This window comes from Burkholderia sp. MSHR3999, from assembly GCF_000833595.1.
Classification (GTDB): Bacteria; Pseudomonadota; Gammaproteobacteria; order Burkholderiales; family Burkholderiaceae; genus Burkholderia; species Burkholderia ubonensis.
The window spans coordinates 232,615-248,046 of record NZ_JRFO01000002.1; the positions used below are offsets into that span (position 1 = coordinate 232,615).

A 15,432-nucleotide genomic window follows, 5' to 3' on the forward strand; every position below is an offset into this window, starting at 1 on the left:
GTGTATAGTTTTCTGCCGAAATGCAGTGGTTTGGCCCAGAGCCGAACGTGCGTTACCAACGAAATGGCATGATCCTGCCAACGACACCATGGACAAGCGCTACACCGCACTCTCGCTTCCGGATCAACTGGCGCTGCGGCGGCGGGCGATCGAGGATGTTCTTTCGCATCCCGAATGGACGCTGCGGGAATCCGTCTGTCATCTCAAGCGCACGATGCGGCTGACCAGCGCCGAAATGGCGAAGCTTGCGGGCGTGTCGACGAAAACGATGCAGGATATCGAGCAGGGGCGCAGCGAGGGCACCGTGCAGACGATGAACCGCATCTTCGGCATGCTCGGGCTGAAGCTCGGGGTAGTGAGGCAGGCACCGTAGTCTGCGCACGCACGAAACGACAAAGCGCCCGGCAGCCATGGGCGCCGGGCGCTTTTCGCCGGATCATTTCACCGCGAACAGCGTCAGGTTCATGAAGATCTTGAACGCATAGCCGAGCGTGACCGCGCCGGCGACGCCGCCTGCCCACAGCAGGACGAACCACATCCAGCCGCGCAGTTTCGAGCGCGGCGCGGCGCCGTGCTCAGTGGTGGTAGTAGTGCTGGTCTTCATGGCGCACCTTGCCTCGGAATACCCAGTAGCCCATCGTCGTGTAGGCGATGATGATCGGCAGGATAACCGCTGCGCCGACCAGTGTGAAGGTCTGGCTGGAACGCGGCGCGGCCGCTTCCCAGATCGTCATGCTCTGCGGGATCGCATACGGAAACAGGGTGACCAGCAGACCGACGTAGCCGAGCAGCACGAGCGCCAGCGCGAGCACGAACGGCGTCGTGTCGTGCCGGTCGCGCACCGCGCGACGCATCCACATCGCGCAGCCGACGACGAGGAACGGCACCGGCAGCAGACGCCAGAACAGCCCCGAATCGAACCAGCGCTGCGCGATCGCCGGGTCCTGCAGCGGCGTCCACAGGCTGACGACCGCGATGAAGCCGAGCAGCACGACGGTCAGCGGCCACACGACGCGATGCAGGCGGCGCTGCAGGTCGCCTTCGGTCTTCGCGACGAGCCAGCAGCAGCCGAGCAGCGCGTAGGTGGCGACGAGGCCGAGGCCCGTCAGCAGGCTGAACGGCGTGAGCCAGTCGAACGCGTCGCCGGCGAACACGCCGTCCTTCACGTTGATGCCCTGCAGGAACGCGCCGAGCGCGATGCCCTGGAACAGCGTCGCGCCGGCCGAGCCGCCGATGAACGCGAGGTCCCAAAGCTGCTTGGTGCGGCGCGCCTTCGCACGGATCTCGAACGACACGCCGCGGAAGATCAGGCAGATCAGCATGAACACGAGCGGCAGGTACAGCGCGGACAGCACGGTCGAGTAGACGACCGGAAACACCGCGAACAGGCCGGCGCCGCCGAGCACGAGCCACGTCTCGTTGCCGTCCCATACGGGCGCGACCGTGTTCATCATCAGGTCGCGTTCCTTCTCGTCCGGGAAGAACGGGAAGACGATGCCGATGCCGAGGTCGAAACCGTCGAGCACGACGTACATGAAGAGCCCCAATGCGATGATCGCGGCCCAGATTACGGTGACGTCCATGAATATCCTCGTATGCGTGTGTGGTATGCCGCTCAGACGGTCTCGATCAGCTCTTCGACGGCCGACATCGGGCGGCGCGCGGTGTGGTCGGGGCGCGTGTCCGGCTTGTCGTCGTGCGGGACGTCGGGCAGCGCGGGGCCGGCCTTCATCAGCTTGAGCATGTAGTAGACGCCGGTGCCGAACACGAGGAAGTACACGACCACGAACGCCATCATCGAGATGCTGACCTGCTGCGCGGAGAGCGGCGACACGGCCTGCGCGGTGCGCATCACGCCGTACACGACCCACGGCTGGCGGCCCGCTTCGGTCGTCACCCAGCCCGCGAGCAGCGACACGAAACCGGTCGGGCCCATCGCGAGCGCGAAGCGCTGGAACCCTTTCGATTCATACAGCCGGCCGCGGCGGCGCAGCAGCCATGCGAGCGCGGCGAGCGCGATCATCGCGAAGCCGAGGCCGACCATGATCCGGAAGCTCCAGAACACGACCGTCGAGTTCGGCCGGTCCTCCGGCGGGAATTCCTTCAGGCCGCGGATCTCGCCGTCCCAGCTGTGCGTGAGGATCAGGCTGCCGAGGTGCGGGACCTTCACCGCGTAACGCGTCGTTTCGGCCTGCATGTCGGGAATGCCGAACAGGTTGAGCGGCGTGCCGCCCTTCTCGGTTTCCCACAGCCCCTCGATCGCGGCGATCTTCGCCGGCTGGTGCTTCAGCGTGTTGATGCCGTGCTGGTCGCCGATCAGCGCCTGCACCGGCGCGAGCACCAGCAGCAGCCACAGCGCCATCGAGAACATCTTCTTCACGCCCTTGTCGCGGCGGCCCTTCAGCAGGTGCCACGCGCCGGTCGCGGCGACCACCAGCGCGGCCACGATGAACGCGGCGATCGCCATGTGGAAGAGGCGGTACGGGAACGACGGGTTGAAGATGATCGCGAGCCAGTCGGTTGGCACGACGCGGCCGTCGACGATCTCGAAGCCCTGCGGCGTCTGCATCCAGCTGTTCGACGCGAGGATCCAGAACGTCGAGATGATCGTGCCGATCGCGACCATCAGCGTCGCGCCGAAGTGCGCGCGCGGGCTGACGCGGTTCCAGCCGAACAGCATGATGCCGAGGAAGCCGGCTTCGAGGAAGAACGCGGTCATCACTTCGTACATCAGCAGCGGGCCGGTGACCGAGCCGGCGAAGCTCGAGAAGCCGGCCCAGTTGGTGCCGAACTGATAGCTCATCACCACGCCGGAGACGACGCCCATCCCGAACGCGACGGCGAAGATCTTCGACCAGAACAGGCAGAGGGTTTTGTAGTACGGCTTGCCGGTCTTGAGCCAGCGGTATTCGAGCACCGCGATGAAGCTCGCGAGGCCGATGCTGAGCGCCGGAAAGACGATGTGAAACGAGACGGTGAACGCGAATTGCAGGCGGGCCAGATCGAGGGCCGAGAAAGCGGTATCCATACCAGTTGACCGAAGCTGTCGATACCCGCCGGCGGGCCTGCCGGCGGACCCTGGCCGAGGGCGGTTGCAGGGTTGGCTGGAGTATGGGACGCGATGTTGCGCTGCGAAATGCGCCAACTCGTCGCAGATGTCCAGACCCTGTGCGGCGGCAGCGCGTTAAATCGTTGATTCGTATCAAGATCGCGGCGCGGCCCGCGGCGGGCGGGGCGCGGCGGCCTGCCGCACGTGCGTCAATATGGCGCGTCGCATATGATCGGAAAGGGAGAGGCAACCGAAGGCGGATCGCAACAATCAGACGCCTGCCGAGCAGTTTTATTCGCCGGTGATCTACGGCGTCCTAAGCATATCGATGAGCGAGACTTCCGGCGACGCGCTGAACGACGCGCCGCCGGACGATTCAGTATCCGACGTCGAGCAGCCGTGGATCGTGAAAAACCGACGTGATCTTCTTCCTGAGCTTGGAACTGTCCAGGTAGGGGAGGTCTGTCCGATACAGAAGCTCGACCTGGAACTTGTTGAACCGGCCGCGCAGATCGTGGATCTTTATCTCGTCGCGGACGTCTCGGCCGATCGAACAACGCAGCACCAGCGAGATTCCCTTCCCGGCGGACACGCTCGAGAACAGGATCGGATAAGACCCGCATTCGACAACCCGCCTGGGCGTAATGCCGCCCTCGCGGAACAGGAGATCGAAGTTTCTCGTCGAGGCGGCTTTTTTGCTGCTGAGCAAAAAAATTTCGCCATCTAGAACGGAAATTCTATCGATGTCCGGTGATTTTTTCTCGCTGATGACAACCAGCTCGCTCGAGAACAACGGCACCCGGGCATGACGCGCGGCAGAAAATCCTGAGCCGACGATGACCATGTCGAATTCGTTATTTTCGTAAGCGTTTAGCAGGTTGATTGTATTGCCGATCGAAATATTTATTTCCTGATCGACGTCGTGACTTAAATCTATCAGTGAATTGACGATGTAGGGCGGCAGGCACTCGATCAGTCCAATTCGGATGCTGGACTGGCTGCCCTTGGAATGGGCAATTTTCGTTTTGCAATCGCCCACGAGGTCCATGATCCTGAGCGCATAGTCGTAGAGTATTTTCCCTTGCGCGGTGGGCGTGATCCCGTCCGTGCGCCGATCCAGCAAGGTGACGTCGAGCGCATCCTCCAGATTCCTGATGCGATGGGAAATGCTCGATTGCACCCGATTCAGGCGGGCGGCGGCCTGGGTGATGTTCCCAGTCTCCACGACGGTGACAAAGGCAAGAAGTTCGCTGGTGTTCACGTGAAACCCTCGTTTGCGAAGCGGTGCCTGCCTGGATCGGCGCCGTCGCGTCGGTGTTTTTAACGTGGACTGACGGAGACCGCCGCGTCAGCCGGGATTCATTCTAGCCATCGATATCATCGATGGCCGTGTCGATATTATTCACTGGTTGTTGCTTGCGCTGCAACATACGATTACGTCAATGCAATTGATGCGCCGATTGAGATGCATCGCGAATTTGTCTTTGATGCTTCAAAATCAACAGTTTGCGGTGGAATTTCATCGTTTGTGCACCATTATTGTGCCAGAGCGTCGATTCCTCGCGTCAACCGGTTTCTCGAGCAAGTTGTTGCCCTGCAGCAGGTCGTTGAATTGCAATTTTTAAAATAAATAGAAGCGATTGTTTCTGATTTTGCTTGATTGAAAAATTATTCTAACTTTCCGAGGGAAAGCATGGCGAATGCAGAATTTGATGAAGTGATGCGTGAGCTGGTCGACTATGCGTATGGCCAGGCCACGTTCGACGACGAGACACTACGCCTGGCGCGCTTTTGCCTGCTGGATTCGATCGGTTGCGCGATTGCCGCGTCGACCGATCACGACTGTACGAGGCTGATGGGCAGTGCGCAGTTCAGCAAGAGCAGTCGCGGCGTTCCTGTCATCGGTACCGCGCTGCGGCTCGGACCGATCGAAGCGGCCTTTCACATCGGTTCGATGATCCGCTGGCTGGAGTTCAACGACACCTGGCTTGCCCAGGAATGGGGACATCCGTCCGACAACCTGGGGGCGATCCTGTCGGCCGCCGCGTGGCACAGCCTGGCGCACGACGGGAAGCCGGCCATCGATATGACGGCCGTGCTGAATACGATGATCCGCGCGTACGAGATTCACGGCGTACTGTGCCTGACGAACTGCTTCAACGCGCTGGGTATCGACCATGTCGTGCTGGTGAAGGTGGCGTCCGCGATCGCGTCGGCCCAGATCCTCGGCTTGTCGAAGGAGCAGGCGCTGAGCGCGCTGTCCAACGCCCTCATCGATGGCCATTCGCTCAGAACCTACCGGCATGCGCCTAACGCGGGCACGCGCAAGTCCTGGGCCGCCGGCGACGCGACGGCGCGCGGCCTGCAACTGGCGTTGTTCGCGCAAACCGGCGAAATGGGGTATCCGACGGCGCTGACCGCGCCGCGGTGGGGATTCAACGACGCGGTGCTTCGAGGCCAGCCGTTCAACCTGTCACGCGATCTGTCGGATTTCGTGATCAAGAACATCCTGTTCAAGGTTCCCAATCCCGCGGAGTACCACGCGCAGACGGCCGTGGAGGCCGCTATCCGGCTTCGGGACCGGCTCGCCGCGGCGGGCTTTTCTCCCGAACGCATCGAATATGTCCGGGTGGAAACCACGCGCCCGGCCGTTCAGATCATCGACAAATCGGGGCCGCTGAAGAATTCGGCCGATCGCGATCATTGTCTGCAGTACATGATTGCCGTTGCGCTTCGCACCGGAGACCTGACGATCAAGGACTTTCACGAGCCGCTGGCCTCCGACCCGCATCTGGACGCATTGAGACTGAAGATTTCCTGTGCCGAACGCGTCTCCTTTACCGAGAGCTACTACGACCCCGAGAAGCGCGCGATACCCAACGCGCTCCATCTGAAGTGCGACGGGATGTCGGAAGAGCTGTCGGAGACCATCGAATATCCGCTCGGCCACGTTCGGCGCCGCGATGAATGCTTCGACGCGCTGCTCGCGAAGTTCCACCTGAATCTGTCGGAAAGCCCGCTTCGCGACAGGGCGGACGTGCTGGCCGATGCCGTGACTTCGGGATCGAAGCTCGATCGCATGTCCGTGGTGGATCTGCTGAAGATGTTCTCCTGCGACTAGGCGGCACCCCGGACATATTCAATTCAGTTAGCGTGAGGTGATCAATTGAAAGCGGCAATTCTCGCTGGTTGCGGTGCGGAGATCGGGGCGAATCTCCTGATCCAGAATGATCCTGGGAAGGATGGCTTCGAGATCAAGGCTGTCGTTACCAATCCTCCTCCTGTTGACAAGCATTATCCCGAACTGCGTCCGATCGACGGCATCGTCGCCCGCCTCGCCATGGCGCTGCCCGGTATCCAGTCCAGTGTCGACGTCGTGAGTGACGATACGCTCCGGATCGAGGGGCGCGAAGTCCGCTTCTATTTCGGCGACTCGGGCAAGGAACGTCCCCCCGTGGCCGGGCACTTCGACCTGGGCTTCATCGCGACCAGCAAGCTGGACATCGCCGATGACAGCCCGGTCGCCCGCAACATGAGGGAACTGGCCAGCGTGGTGCTGGGGGTGGCGGAGGCGGACGATCTGCCGAGCCTCTACGGCTGCCTGGCGGACCTGTCGAGCGATGAAATCGGCACGATCCACCGTACGGTGGTCGACGCGGGCATGTATTGCCTGGGTTCCTGCCAGACGAACGGCATGCATGCCTCACTGCGCGTCGTGGTCGAGGCGCTGAAGGCCATCGATCGCAACGCCAGGCATATCGTGGCGGTCGAAACGGATATCGTGCATCCCGATACCCCCAACGGCGTGCTCGGCACGCGCTCTTTCGAAGGGCGCATGCAGGACGCCCGCGACAATCTGCGCCCGAGCTTTTCCCAAATCGCGAAGAGCCAGCACAAGGTGATGCCGTGGGCGCCGCTGGTGAACACCGTATCGTTGCGAGCCCCGGTGCATGCGCCGGGATATCAGATCAACCGTTTCGTCGTGAACGACGGCGGACAGTTGAACGCGGGTCTCCTCGAGGCGGCGATCTCGCGCGTGAGCGAGAAGCTCGGGCATGTCGTCAAGGCGTCCCGGACGCCGCTGGGCAGCCGTGCATATGCGTACGAGCGCAGGTGCGCCACGATCGTGGCGGACGCCAACCACCTGCTGATTCTCCGGCCAGGGTATCTGGCGAATCAGGGTTTGAGTGAAATCATCATCCAGTCGTTCGTCAACAACACGGTCGGTTACTCGGCCGTTGTTCGGGCCGTGGCGCGCAGCATTGCTCTTGGCCAGCCAATTGCAACTTTCGGGAGGATTGAAAGATGACGGGTTCTCACACGGTGGATCTTCTGAGCTCCGGCTTTGTCGTGAAGACGGCGAGTTCCGAGACGTTCAACGGGAAATTGAAAGCGGAAGTCGATCAGATCCGGGCATTGCACGACATCTATCCGGAATTTATGGTTCCGGTCCTGCACGACGGGCTGGCAGCGGGGCGGCAGTTCTACATCCTCGAGAAAAAGGATGCGCTTCCGCTGTCGGAGATCGTGTTCGACGAGCGGCGGCCGCTGGCTCAGCGCCGGATGATCGTTCATCACGCGCTGGGCGGCATCCAGAAGGCCATCAGCATGGAGATGAACGGCCAGGCGACGCTTGCCAACGACATGCCTGCCAGGTTGCTGGAGGAGTGGGAGGGCATCCGGTTCGCGCATGACCTGTTCGACAAGCAGATCCTGCTCAACGGTGTCCGCTTCAGCATGACCGGGCGCGACGTCTTCGAAAAAGCGCTCGTGCTGGCGCGCACCGAGACGTTCAGCGCGGTCGAGAAGGCCCACTTCAATTTTCACTTCGGCAACGTGCTGTACAACGAGGGCCGGTCCCAGGTCAGCTTCATCGATCCTGATTTCTCGGTGCGCGGCATCGATCCGTATTTCGGCTTCTCGAGATTCGCCTTTTCCTTCTGGCACGAGCTGGCGGCCGAGACGGAAGACGCCGTCAAGATGGTGCCGATGTCGGATGCGCTCATGTTCGTGCTGAGGAAGCCGGACTACGGCAACATTCTCAGCGAGATTCCGGAGATCGGCAGGATCACCGGCCTGCTTCCGTGGGTGGATGAGCACATGCAGAAGAAGTTCTACGTGCTGACGACCTACTGCTTTCTGAGGAGCATTCGCATCAACGGCAGCAAGGGGCAATGGAGCGTGCCCCGGTTCCCGGTCGTCGCCCGTCCCGAGGAAGTCCTGACGCTGGGACTGCTGGCCTATCTCGAAGGGCCGAACGTCGAGCCGGAAAGCACCCGCGCGTAATTCGCAGTCAATATAGGAAGATCAGGTATGTCGTTGGCGACCAATGCGGCAGAGCAAGGATTTGAGATACCGAGGCGCTATCTGGCGGCTGCGGCCATTTTGATCGGCGTCTTGATGGCGGCCCTTGACAGCTCCATCGTCAATATCGCGTTGCCGTCCATTGCGGAGGCATTGCGGGTCGATTCGGCCTCTGTCATCTGGGTGACCAACGGCTATCAGGTCGCCAGCGCGGCGGCGATGCTGATTTGCGCTTCGCTGGGTTCAAGGATCGGGGAGCGGCGCTTCTACACGGCAGGCATGGTGCTGTTTACGCTGTCGTCGCTCGGTTGCAGCCTCTCCCCGACCTTTGGCATGCTGGTCGCCATGAGAGTGATCCAGGGGGTGAGCTATGCGGTGATGATCAGTGTCGGGCTGGGTCTCTATCGGGTGATCTTTCCACCGAGTGCATTGGGAACGATATTCGGACTGAATGCGCTGGCGTTCGCGGTCGGCACGGCAATCGGCCCCGCGTTGGGCGGCCTGATCATTTCCTATCTGTCGTGGCCATGGCTGTTCTACATCAACATCCCGCTCGGTGCGATCGCCATCGCGTTCTCGTTCATGTCCCTGGGGACCGATACCTACAAGGAGAAAGGCTTCGACTGGATCGGCGCGGTCACGTCGGCCGCGGCGTTCGGCCTGATGGCGATCTCCGTCGATCAGATCGGACGATGGAGCGACCGCACGGTTCTGCTCTGCGGGGCCGCGTCCGTCGCGTTGCTCTGCGTGTTCATCAAGGCGCAAACGCGATCGAAGAGCCCGCTCCTGCCATTGGATATTTTCCGGTCTCGCCGTTATACCTTCGCGGTGGTCTCGTCCGTCACGATGTTCGTGTCGCAGGGGATGGCGCTCGTCGGGCTGCCGTTCGTGTTGCAGCACGTCTACGCCTACTCCGTACTCGAATCGGCGTTCATCTTCACGCCGTGGCCGATTGCCGTCGCGTTCTGCGCGCCGATTGCCGGCCGGCTGTCGAATCGTTTCAACCCGACCCAGATCTCCACGGTCGGCGTCGTGATCTTCTGCCTGGGCCTGGGATCTCTCACCATGCTGCCGGAGCACGCCACCGTCGTCGATTTCCTGTGGCGCGTGGCGATGTGCGGGATCGGGTATGGGCTGTTCCTGCCGCCGAACAACAAGGAGATGTTCTCGAACGTGACCGCGAATCGGACCGTCACGGCCTCCGGCGTGCTGTCGACCGCCAGGACGGCCGGGCAATCCATCGGGGCGGCGCTGGTTGCGGTGATCATCGCGCTCCTGAACGGCTTGACCGGTCATGCGGGCCTGCATTTCGCCGGCTATGTGTTCGGGCTGGCCTGTGCCATCTCGGCGCTGTCGTCGCTCGCGAGCACGCTGCGTCTTCATCGATAACGGACACGGCGCCCGCCGTGTCGATCGAGATTCAAGCGGCGATGGCGCAATGGAGGAGACATCATGACTAAAACATCTCATCGGTCGTTCGACGTGACCGTGGTGGGCGCCGGCATCTCGGGCCTGTCCGTGGCGGTCGCGGCCGCGGCGGCGGGGGCGCGCGTCGCGGTGCTGGAGCGCGCGACGGAAGACGAGTTCGGCGGCAATACGCGCTGGACGGAGGCTTACTTCCGCATGGCGTCGGAGGACGAGGTCAGCGCGGATCTGGAGGAGCGCCTCGCCGAGAACGCCGGCGACCACCTGGATCCGTATATCGTCGAGCAGATGGTCCAGCCCGATCATCTGAGGCCGCCGTTCGTGAGAGCGCACGGCATGCCGGATCCGGAATTGATCGCGGAACTGGCCGGCAGGGCGCCCGAGACGGTCAAGTGGCTCAAGACGTTCGGCGTGCGCTTCGACCTTCTGCCGACCTACTTCATCACGGCGGCCGCGCCCCGATTGATGCCAGTCGGAGGGGGGCTGGCGTTGATCGAGGCGTTGCGCGCGCATGCCCTGCGAGCCGGCGTCGAGATCTTCTACGAGACGAGCGCGCGCGCGCTTTCGCGAGAGCGCGACGAAGCGTTCCATCTTTCCACTGCGGGGAAGGACGGAGACGTCTTGTTCAGAAGCTCCGCCGTGGTGCTGTGCTCAGGGGGCTTCGAAGGCAATCCGGAAATGCTTGCGCGCTATCTCGGCAGGGTGGCGCGCTACGTGCGGCCGGTGGCGCGCGGCGGCTATCAGAACCGAGGCGAGGGCATTCGCATGGCGCTCGAGATCGGCGCGGCCACGGCAGGGGATTTCAGCTCGTACCATGCCGAGCCGCTCGATCCCCGCTCGAAGCGGCCGGAGGCGCTCGTGATGAATTTTCCATACGGCATCCTCATCAATCGGCACGCGGATCGATTCGTCGATGAAGCGCCAGGGCCCGTCGACGTTCACTACGATCCTATTTCTCGCGCCATCGGCGCGCAGCCGGGCGGCATCGCCTGGAGCGTCTTCGATGCATCGATCGCCGACGTGCCGAACTGGGAGCGCAGCATTCGCACCGATCAGCCGCCGATCCAGGCGGATTCGATCGAGGCGCTCGCCGACAAGCTGGCGCTTCCTCGCGAGCGCTTCGCCGCGACCATCGACGCCTACAACGCCGCGTGCCCCGCCGGAAAGTTCAGGCCGCTGGAGATCGATGGGCTGGCGACCGTCGGCGTGTTCCCGAGGAAATCAAACTGGGCGCGGCCCATCGAAACGCCGCCGTTCTCTGCCTATCCCGTCATTTCAGGCATCTGCTTCACCTATGGCGGCGTGAAGACGAACCGCCGAGCCGAGGTCATCGATTGCGACGGTCGAACCATCGCCGGGCTTTACGCAGCGGGAGAGGTCGCGGGCCTGTATTACCAGACCTATACCGGCGCTACCTCGGTGATGCGCGGCGCCGTGTTCGGCAAGATCGCGGGAGAGCAGGCGGCCGGGTTCAGTCGCAGCAAAGGTGGCCTGGCGAGGTGACGGAAAAAAGTGAAGTGATGTTTCGATGAAGCCGACGCGGGTGCGAACCTGAGACGCGCGTCCAAATGCCTCAACTGTTTTGCTCGCCGGCGATATAAGTCGTCCTAAGAATTTTGATGCGCCGCACCTCCGGCCATCCTTATTGCGACAGAGCCAGCCGTTTCATCTTCTTCAATCAGTCACAAGGAGAGAACATCATGATGTGGACAAGCAAAGCCCTGCTTTCGATCGCACTCGTCGCACCGGCGGTCGCGTTTTCGCAGACCAGCGAGCCGCTGTCGCGCGCGCAGGTTGTCGACGATCTGGTTCGGTACGAACAGGCAGGCTATCAACCGGGCATGAGCGCCGACGCGTCGTTCTACCCGGCGGACCTGCAGGCGGCGGCGACACGTGTCGCCGCCGACCGCACGCGAACGTCGGCCTATGGTTCGACGGCCGGCGAGCAGACCAGCTCGGGCCGGCCGGCTGCATCGGTCGGCCGCTGAACGTTCGTTGACCGTGCCCGCCTGCACCGGCGGGCATGGTCGGCGTGCATCGTGCGCGCACCCCATGGCGCACATGCCACGCGAGTGCCGCTTCGACGGCGTGCCTTTCCGTCGAGTCGCCGGACCACCGTTATTGCGACAGAGCCCTTGATTGGGTCATCGATACTTTCGATACCTGTATCGATATTATCCGTTGGCGATGTGATGCGACGCACCATAACCTAGCTTCCACTACAAAGAGAGACATGTTCTCCAGCGTAGAGAAAGAAAGGGCAGTCAGGCGTCCTATCCGCCGCCCAAGCCGCAGAGCAGTCGATTGGCGCCGGCGATAGTGGTCATTGCGTTCGCGAGCGGTCCGTCAGGTGAGCCGGGTACACGTTTCGTGACTGATGTGTTCGCCCTCGCCGGTGCGATATCGGCATGCTCATCTCTCGCTATTTTCCGAATCCTGAAGGTACTTATACCCCTCGCCGCCATTCATGTGGATCGTCAATCTCGCGCTCAGGCGCCCTTACACGTTCATCGTGCTGGCCATCATGATCCTGCTGGCCACGCCGCTCGCGATTCTGAAAACGCCGACCGACGTACTGCCGTCCGTCGATATCCCCGTGATCAGCGTGATCTGGAACTACACCGGGATGTCGGCGAAGGAGATGGCGGACCGGTTCACCTCGGTGCATGAACGGACCCTGACCACCACCGTCAACAATATTCAGCATCTGGAATCCCAGACCTATTCCGGGGTTTCCATGATCAAGATATTCCTGCAGCCCGGCGCCAACGTGCAGACGGCGATCGCGCAGACCGTCTCGGTGGCGCAGTACATCGTGCGCCAGATGCCGCCCGGTACCACGCCGCCGTTGATCATCAGCTATTCGGCATCGAGCATCCCCGTGATCCAGCTCGGCCTGTCGAGCGCGTCGATGACCGAGCAGTCGCTCGCCGACGTCGCGATGAACTTCCTGCGGCCGCAGCTGATCACGATTCCGGGCGCGCAGGTGCCCTATCCATCCGGCGGACGCACGCGCGTGGTGTCGATCGATCTCGACACGCGCGCGATGCAGGCCAAGGGCCTGACGCCGGCCGCCATCGTCAGCGCCGTCAACGCGCAGAATCTGGTGTTGCCGACCGGCACCGCCAAGATCGGCCAGTCCGAATTCACCGTCACCACCAATGCGTCGCCCGACACCATCGAGGCCCTCAATCGCCTGCCAGTGCGTACGCAAAACGGCGCGACCATCTATCTCGGCGACGTCGCGCACGTGCGCGACGGCTTCTCGCCGCAAACCAACGTCGTGAGCAAGGACGACAAGCGCGGCGTGCTGATGGCGATTCTCAAGAACGGCGACGCCTCCACCCTGCAGGTGGTCAACAACCTCAAGGCCTTGCTGCCTACGGTGCAGACCATGCTGCCGGCCGATCTCAAGATCACGCAACTGTTCGACCAGTCCATCTTCGTGGAAGCGGCGATCCAGGGCGTGGTGCGTGAAGCGCTGATCGCCGCCGCGCTGACGGCCGCCTTGATTCTGCTGTTCCTCGGCAACTGGCGCAGCACGCTGATCATCGCCATATCGATTCCGCTGTCGATCTTCAGCTCCCTGCTCGCGCTCTCGGCCCTCGGCGCGACCATCAATATCATGACGCTGGGCGGCCTCGCGCTCGCGGTCGGGATCCTGGTCGACGATGCGACCGTGACGATCGAGAACATCGAACGGCACCTGCACCTTGGCACGCCGCTCTACGAATCGATCCTCGAAGGCGCCGGCGAAATCGCCGTGCCGGCGCTGGTCTCGACACTCTGTATCTGTATCGTGTTCGTGCCGATGTTCTTCCTGACCGGCGTGGCGCGCTACCTGTTCGTGCCGCTTGCCGAAGCCGTGGTGTTCGCGATGCTCGCCTCCTACGTGCTCTCGCGCACGCTGGTGCCGACGCTCGCGCTCCTGCTGTTCAAAGGCCACGCCGAAGCGCTCGAGCACCGCGGACAGTCGACCTTCGACCGGCTGCACCGGCGCTTCAACGCGAGCTTCGAGCGTCTGCGCGGCGGCTATATCGTGCTGCTCGGGATGCTGCTGGTGCGGCGCCGGGCGTTCGCCGCCGCGTTTCTCGGCTTCTGCGTGCTGTCGACGGGCCTCGTCTTCGTGCTCGGCCAGGACTTTTTCCCGAGCGTGGATTCGGGCGACATCCGCATGCACATGCGCGCACCGACCGGGTACCGGATCGAGGAGACCGCGCGCCTTGCCGAACACGTGAAACAGGTGATCCACCAGCAGATTCCGGCGAACCAGCTCGACACCATCGTCGACAATCTCGGCCTGCCCGTCAGCGGCATCAACCTGGCGTACAGCAACTCGGGCACGATCGGCACGCTCGACGGCGAATTCATGATCTCGCTCAAGGGTGATCGCTCGACCGCGCGCGGCTATATCGATGCGTTGCGCAAAGTGCTCCCGCAGCGCTTCCCCGGCGTCGAATTTTTCTTCCAGCCGTCCGACATCGTCACGCAGATCCTGAACTTCGGGCAGCCCGCCGCGATCGACCTGCAAGTGCAAGGCAACGATCTCGCCAGCGACATGCAGATCGCCAACCGCCTGATGAAGCAGGTGCGCGCGATCCCCGGCACGGTGGACGTGCATGTCCTGCAGCGCAATGACGCGCCGACGCTGGCCGCCGAGATGGACCGCACCAGGATCCAGCAGCTCGGCATGTCCGCGCAGAACGTGGCGCAGGACATGCTGATCGCCCTGTCGGGCAGTTCGCAGACCTCACCTTCGTTCTGGGTCAATCCGAAGACAGGGGTGGAATACCCGCTGACGATCCAGACCCCGCAGTACCAGATCGCGTCGATGGACGATCTGCTCAACACGCCGATCTCGAACGGCCAGCCCGGTCAGCCGCTCCAGCTGCTCGGCAACCTCGTCACCGTTCGCCAGCGCGCCGAGCCCGCTATCGTCTCGCACTACAACATCCGGCCCGTGGTCGATCTCTACGTCAGCGTCGAGAACCGCGATCTGGGCTCGGTCGCCTCGCGCATCGACGACATCATCGCGCAGGCCAAACCCGCACTGCCGCGCGGCACGCAACTGGCCCTGCGCGGTCAGACCGAAACCATGCGCAGCTCGTACATCGGACTCGGTGCGGGCGTGGCGATGGCGATCGTGCTGGTCTACCTGCTGATCGTCGTGAATTTCCAGTCGTGGCTCGATCCGCTGATCATCATCAGCGCGATGCCCGCCGCGCTCGCCGGCATCGCCTGGATGCTGTTCGTGACCGGCACGCACCTGAGCGTGCCGGCCCTGACCGGCGCGATCATGACGATGGGCGTGGCCACCGCCAACAGCATTCTCGTGGTGGCGTTCGCGCGCCAGCGGCTCGAGGCCGGCGCAACGCCGCTCGCGGCCGCGCTGGAGGCCGGCGCCACGCGGATCCGGCCGGTGCTGATGACCGCGCTCGCGATGATCATCGGCATGGTGCCGATGGCGCTGGGCCTCGGCGAAGGCGCCGAGCAGAATGCCCCGCTCGGCCGCGCGGTGATCGGCGGCCTGCTGTTCGCGACCGCCTCCACGCTGCTGTTCGTCCCGCTCGTCTTCGCCGGCGTGCATCAGCGCCTCGCGCGACGGCGCGCGCGGCAGCAGCCCTCCGGCGGCGCGGGTTCCGATACGCATTGAT

General features: G+C 63.0%; 12 protein-coding genes. 8 read left to right on the plus strand and 4 right to left on the minus strand.

Annotation, left to right across the window (positions count from 1 at the left end; translation table 11 throughout):
- The first annotated feature begins 88 nt into the window (after positions 1–88).
- The gene (locus KY49_RS11760; protein ID WP_042584841.1) at positions 89–373 is read left to right on the plus strand and encodes a helix-turn-helix domain-containing protein; all 285 of its coding nucleotides are present in this window, start codon (positions 89–91) and stop codon (positions 371–373) included.
- A gap of 63 nt (positions 374–436) precedes the next feature.
- On the opposite strand, the gene KY49_RS37095 is transcribed toward KY49_RS11760, so the two are convergent.
- From KY49_RS37095 to KY49_RS11775, 4 genes are all read right to left on the minus strand, one after another.
- Entirely contained in the window at positions 437–604 is a 168-nt protein-coding gene (locus KY49_RS37095; RefSeq protein WP_085955376.1) for a hypothetical protein, read from the minus strand.
- Entirely contained in the window at positions 576–1,583 is a 1,008-nt protein-coding gene (cydB, locus tag KY49_RS11765) for a cytochrome d ubiquinol oxidase subunit II (protein WP_042584842.1), read from the minus strand. Before cydB ends, KY49_RS37095 begins: the two co-directional genes overlap by 29 nt.
- A 32-nt stretch (positions 1,584–1,615) precedes the next feature.
- Positions 1,616–3,028, minus strand: coding sequence for a cytochrome ubiquinol oxidase subunit I (locus tag KY49_RS11770; RefSeq protein WP_042584843.1), 1,413 nt, complete (start codon positions 3,026–3,028; stop codon positions 1,616–1,618).
- Positions 3,029–3,425: 397 nt separating this feature from the next.
- Positions 3,426–4,310, minus strand: coding sequence for a LysR family transcriptional regulator (locus tag KY49_RS11775; protein ID WP_042584844.1), 885 nt, complete (start codon positions 4,308–4,310; stop codon positions 3,426–3,428).
- A 432-nt stretch (positions 4,311–4,742) separates the two neighbouring features.
- Between KY49_RS11775 and KY49_RS11780 the strand changes: the two genes are divergently transcribed.
- From KY49_RS11780 to KY49_RS11810, 7 genes are all read left to right on the plus strand, one after another.
- The gene (locus KY49_RS11780) at positions 4,743–6,170 is read left to right on the plus strand and encodes a bifunctional 2-methylcitrate dehydratase/aconitate hydratase (RefSeq protein ID WP_042584845.1); all 1,428 of its coding nucleotides are present in this window, start codon (positions 4,743–4,745) and stop codon (positions 6,168–6,170) included.
- Between the two features lie 45 nt (positions 6,171–6,215).
- The gene (locus tag KY49_RS11785) at positions 6,216–7,358 is read left to right on the plus strand and encodes a hypothetical protein (protein ID WP_042584846.1); all 1,143 of its coding nucleotides are present in this window, start codon (positions 6,216–6,218) and stop codon (positions 7,356–7,358) included.
- Positions 7,355–8,335, plus strand: a complete 981-nt coding sequence (locus KY49_RS11790) for a hypothetical protein (RefSeq protein WP_042584847.1) — start codon at positions 7,355–7,357, stop codon at positions 8,333–8,335. The genes KY49_RS11785 and KY49_RS11790 overlap by 4 nt, the downstream gene beginning before the upstream one ends.
- A 27-nt stretch (positions 8,336–8,362) precedes the next feature.
- Positions 8,363–9,742: a DHA2 family efflux MFS transporter permease subunit gene (locus tag KY49_RS11795; protein WP_042584848.1), complete on the plus strand. Its 1,380-nt coding sequence runs from the start codon at positions 8,363–8,365 to the stop codon at positions 9,740–9,742.
- A 63-nt stretch (positions 9,743–9,805) separates the two neighbouring features.
- Complete coding sequence (gene tcuA / locus KY49_RS11800; RefSeq protein ID WP_042584849.1) at positions 9,806–11,281, plus strand: FAD-dependent tricarballylate dehydrogenase TcuA; 1,476 nt, start codon at positions 9,806–9,808, stop codon at positions 11,279–11,281.
- Positions 11,282–11,397: 116 nt separating this feature from the next.
- On the plus strand, positions 11,398–11,766 hold the full coding sequence (locus KY49_RS11805) for a DUF4148 domain-containing protein (RefSeq protein WP_231636379.1): 369 nt from the start codon (positions 11,398–11,400) through the stop codon (positions 11,764–11,766).
- 479 nt (positions 11,767–12,245) lie between these two features.
- Entirely contained in the window at positions 12,246–15,431 is a 3,186-nt protein-coding gene (locus KY49_RS11810; protein ID WP_042584851.1) for an efflux RND transporter permease subunit, read from the plus strand.
- Position 15,432 lies beyond the last annotated feature (1 nt).

Coding starts and splice junctions, on each gene's coding strand:
- KY49_RS11760 (WP_042584841.1), top strand. CDS start 89: ATGGACAAGCGCTACACCGCACTCTCGCTTCCGGATCAACTGGCGCTG.
- KY49_RS37095 (WP_085955376.1), bottom strand. CDS start 604: ATGAAGACCAGCACTACTACCACCACTGAGCACGGCGCCGCGCCGCGC.
- cydB (WP_042584842.1), bottom strand. CDS start 1,583: ATGGACGTCACCGTAATCTGGGCCGCGATCATCGCATTGGGGCTCTTC.
- KY49_RS11770 (WP_042584843.1), bottom strand. CDS start 3,028: ATGGATACCGCTTTCTCGGCCCTCGATCTGGCCCGCCTGCAATTCGCG.
- KY49_RS11780 (WP_042584845.1), top strand. CDS start 4,743: ATGGCGAATGCAGAATTTGATGAAGTGATGCGTGAGCTGGTCGACTAT.
- KY49_RS11790 (WP_042584847.1), top strand. CDS start 7,355: ATGACGGGTTCTCACACGGTGGATCTTCTGAGCTCCGGCTTTGTCGTG.
- KY49_RS11795 (WP_042584848.1), top strand. CDS start 8,363: ATGTCGTTGGCGACCAATGCGGCAGAGCAAGGATTTGAGATACCGAGG.
- tcuA (WP_042584849.1), top strand. CDS start 9,806: ATGACTAAAACATCTCATCGGTCGTTCGACGTGACCGTGGTGGGCGCC.
- KY49_RS11805 (WP_231636379.1), top strand. CDS start 11,398: ATGCGCCGCACCTCCGGCCATCCTTATTGCGACAGAGCCAGCCGTTTC.
- KY49_RS11810 (WP_042584851.1), top strand. CDS start 12,246: ATGTGGATCGTCAATCTCGCGCTCAGGCGCCCTTACACGTTCATCGTG.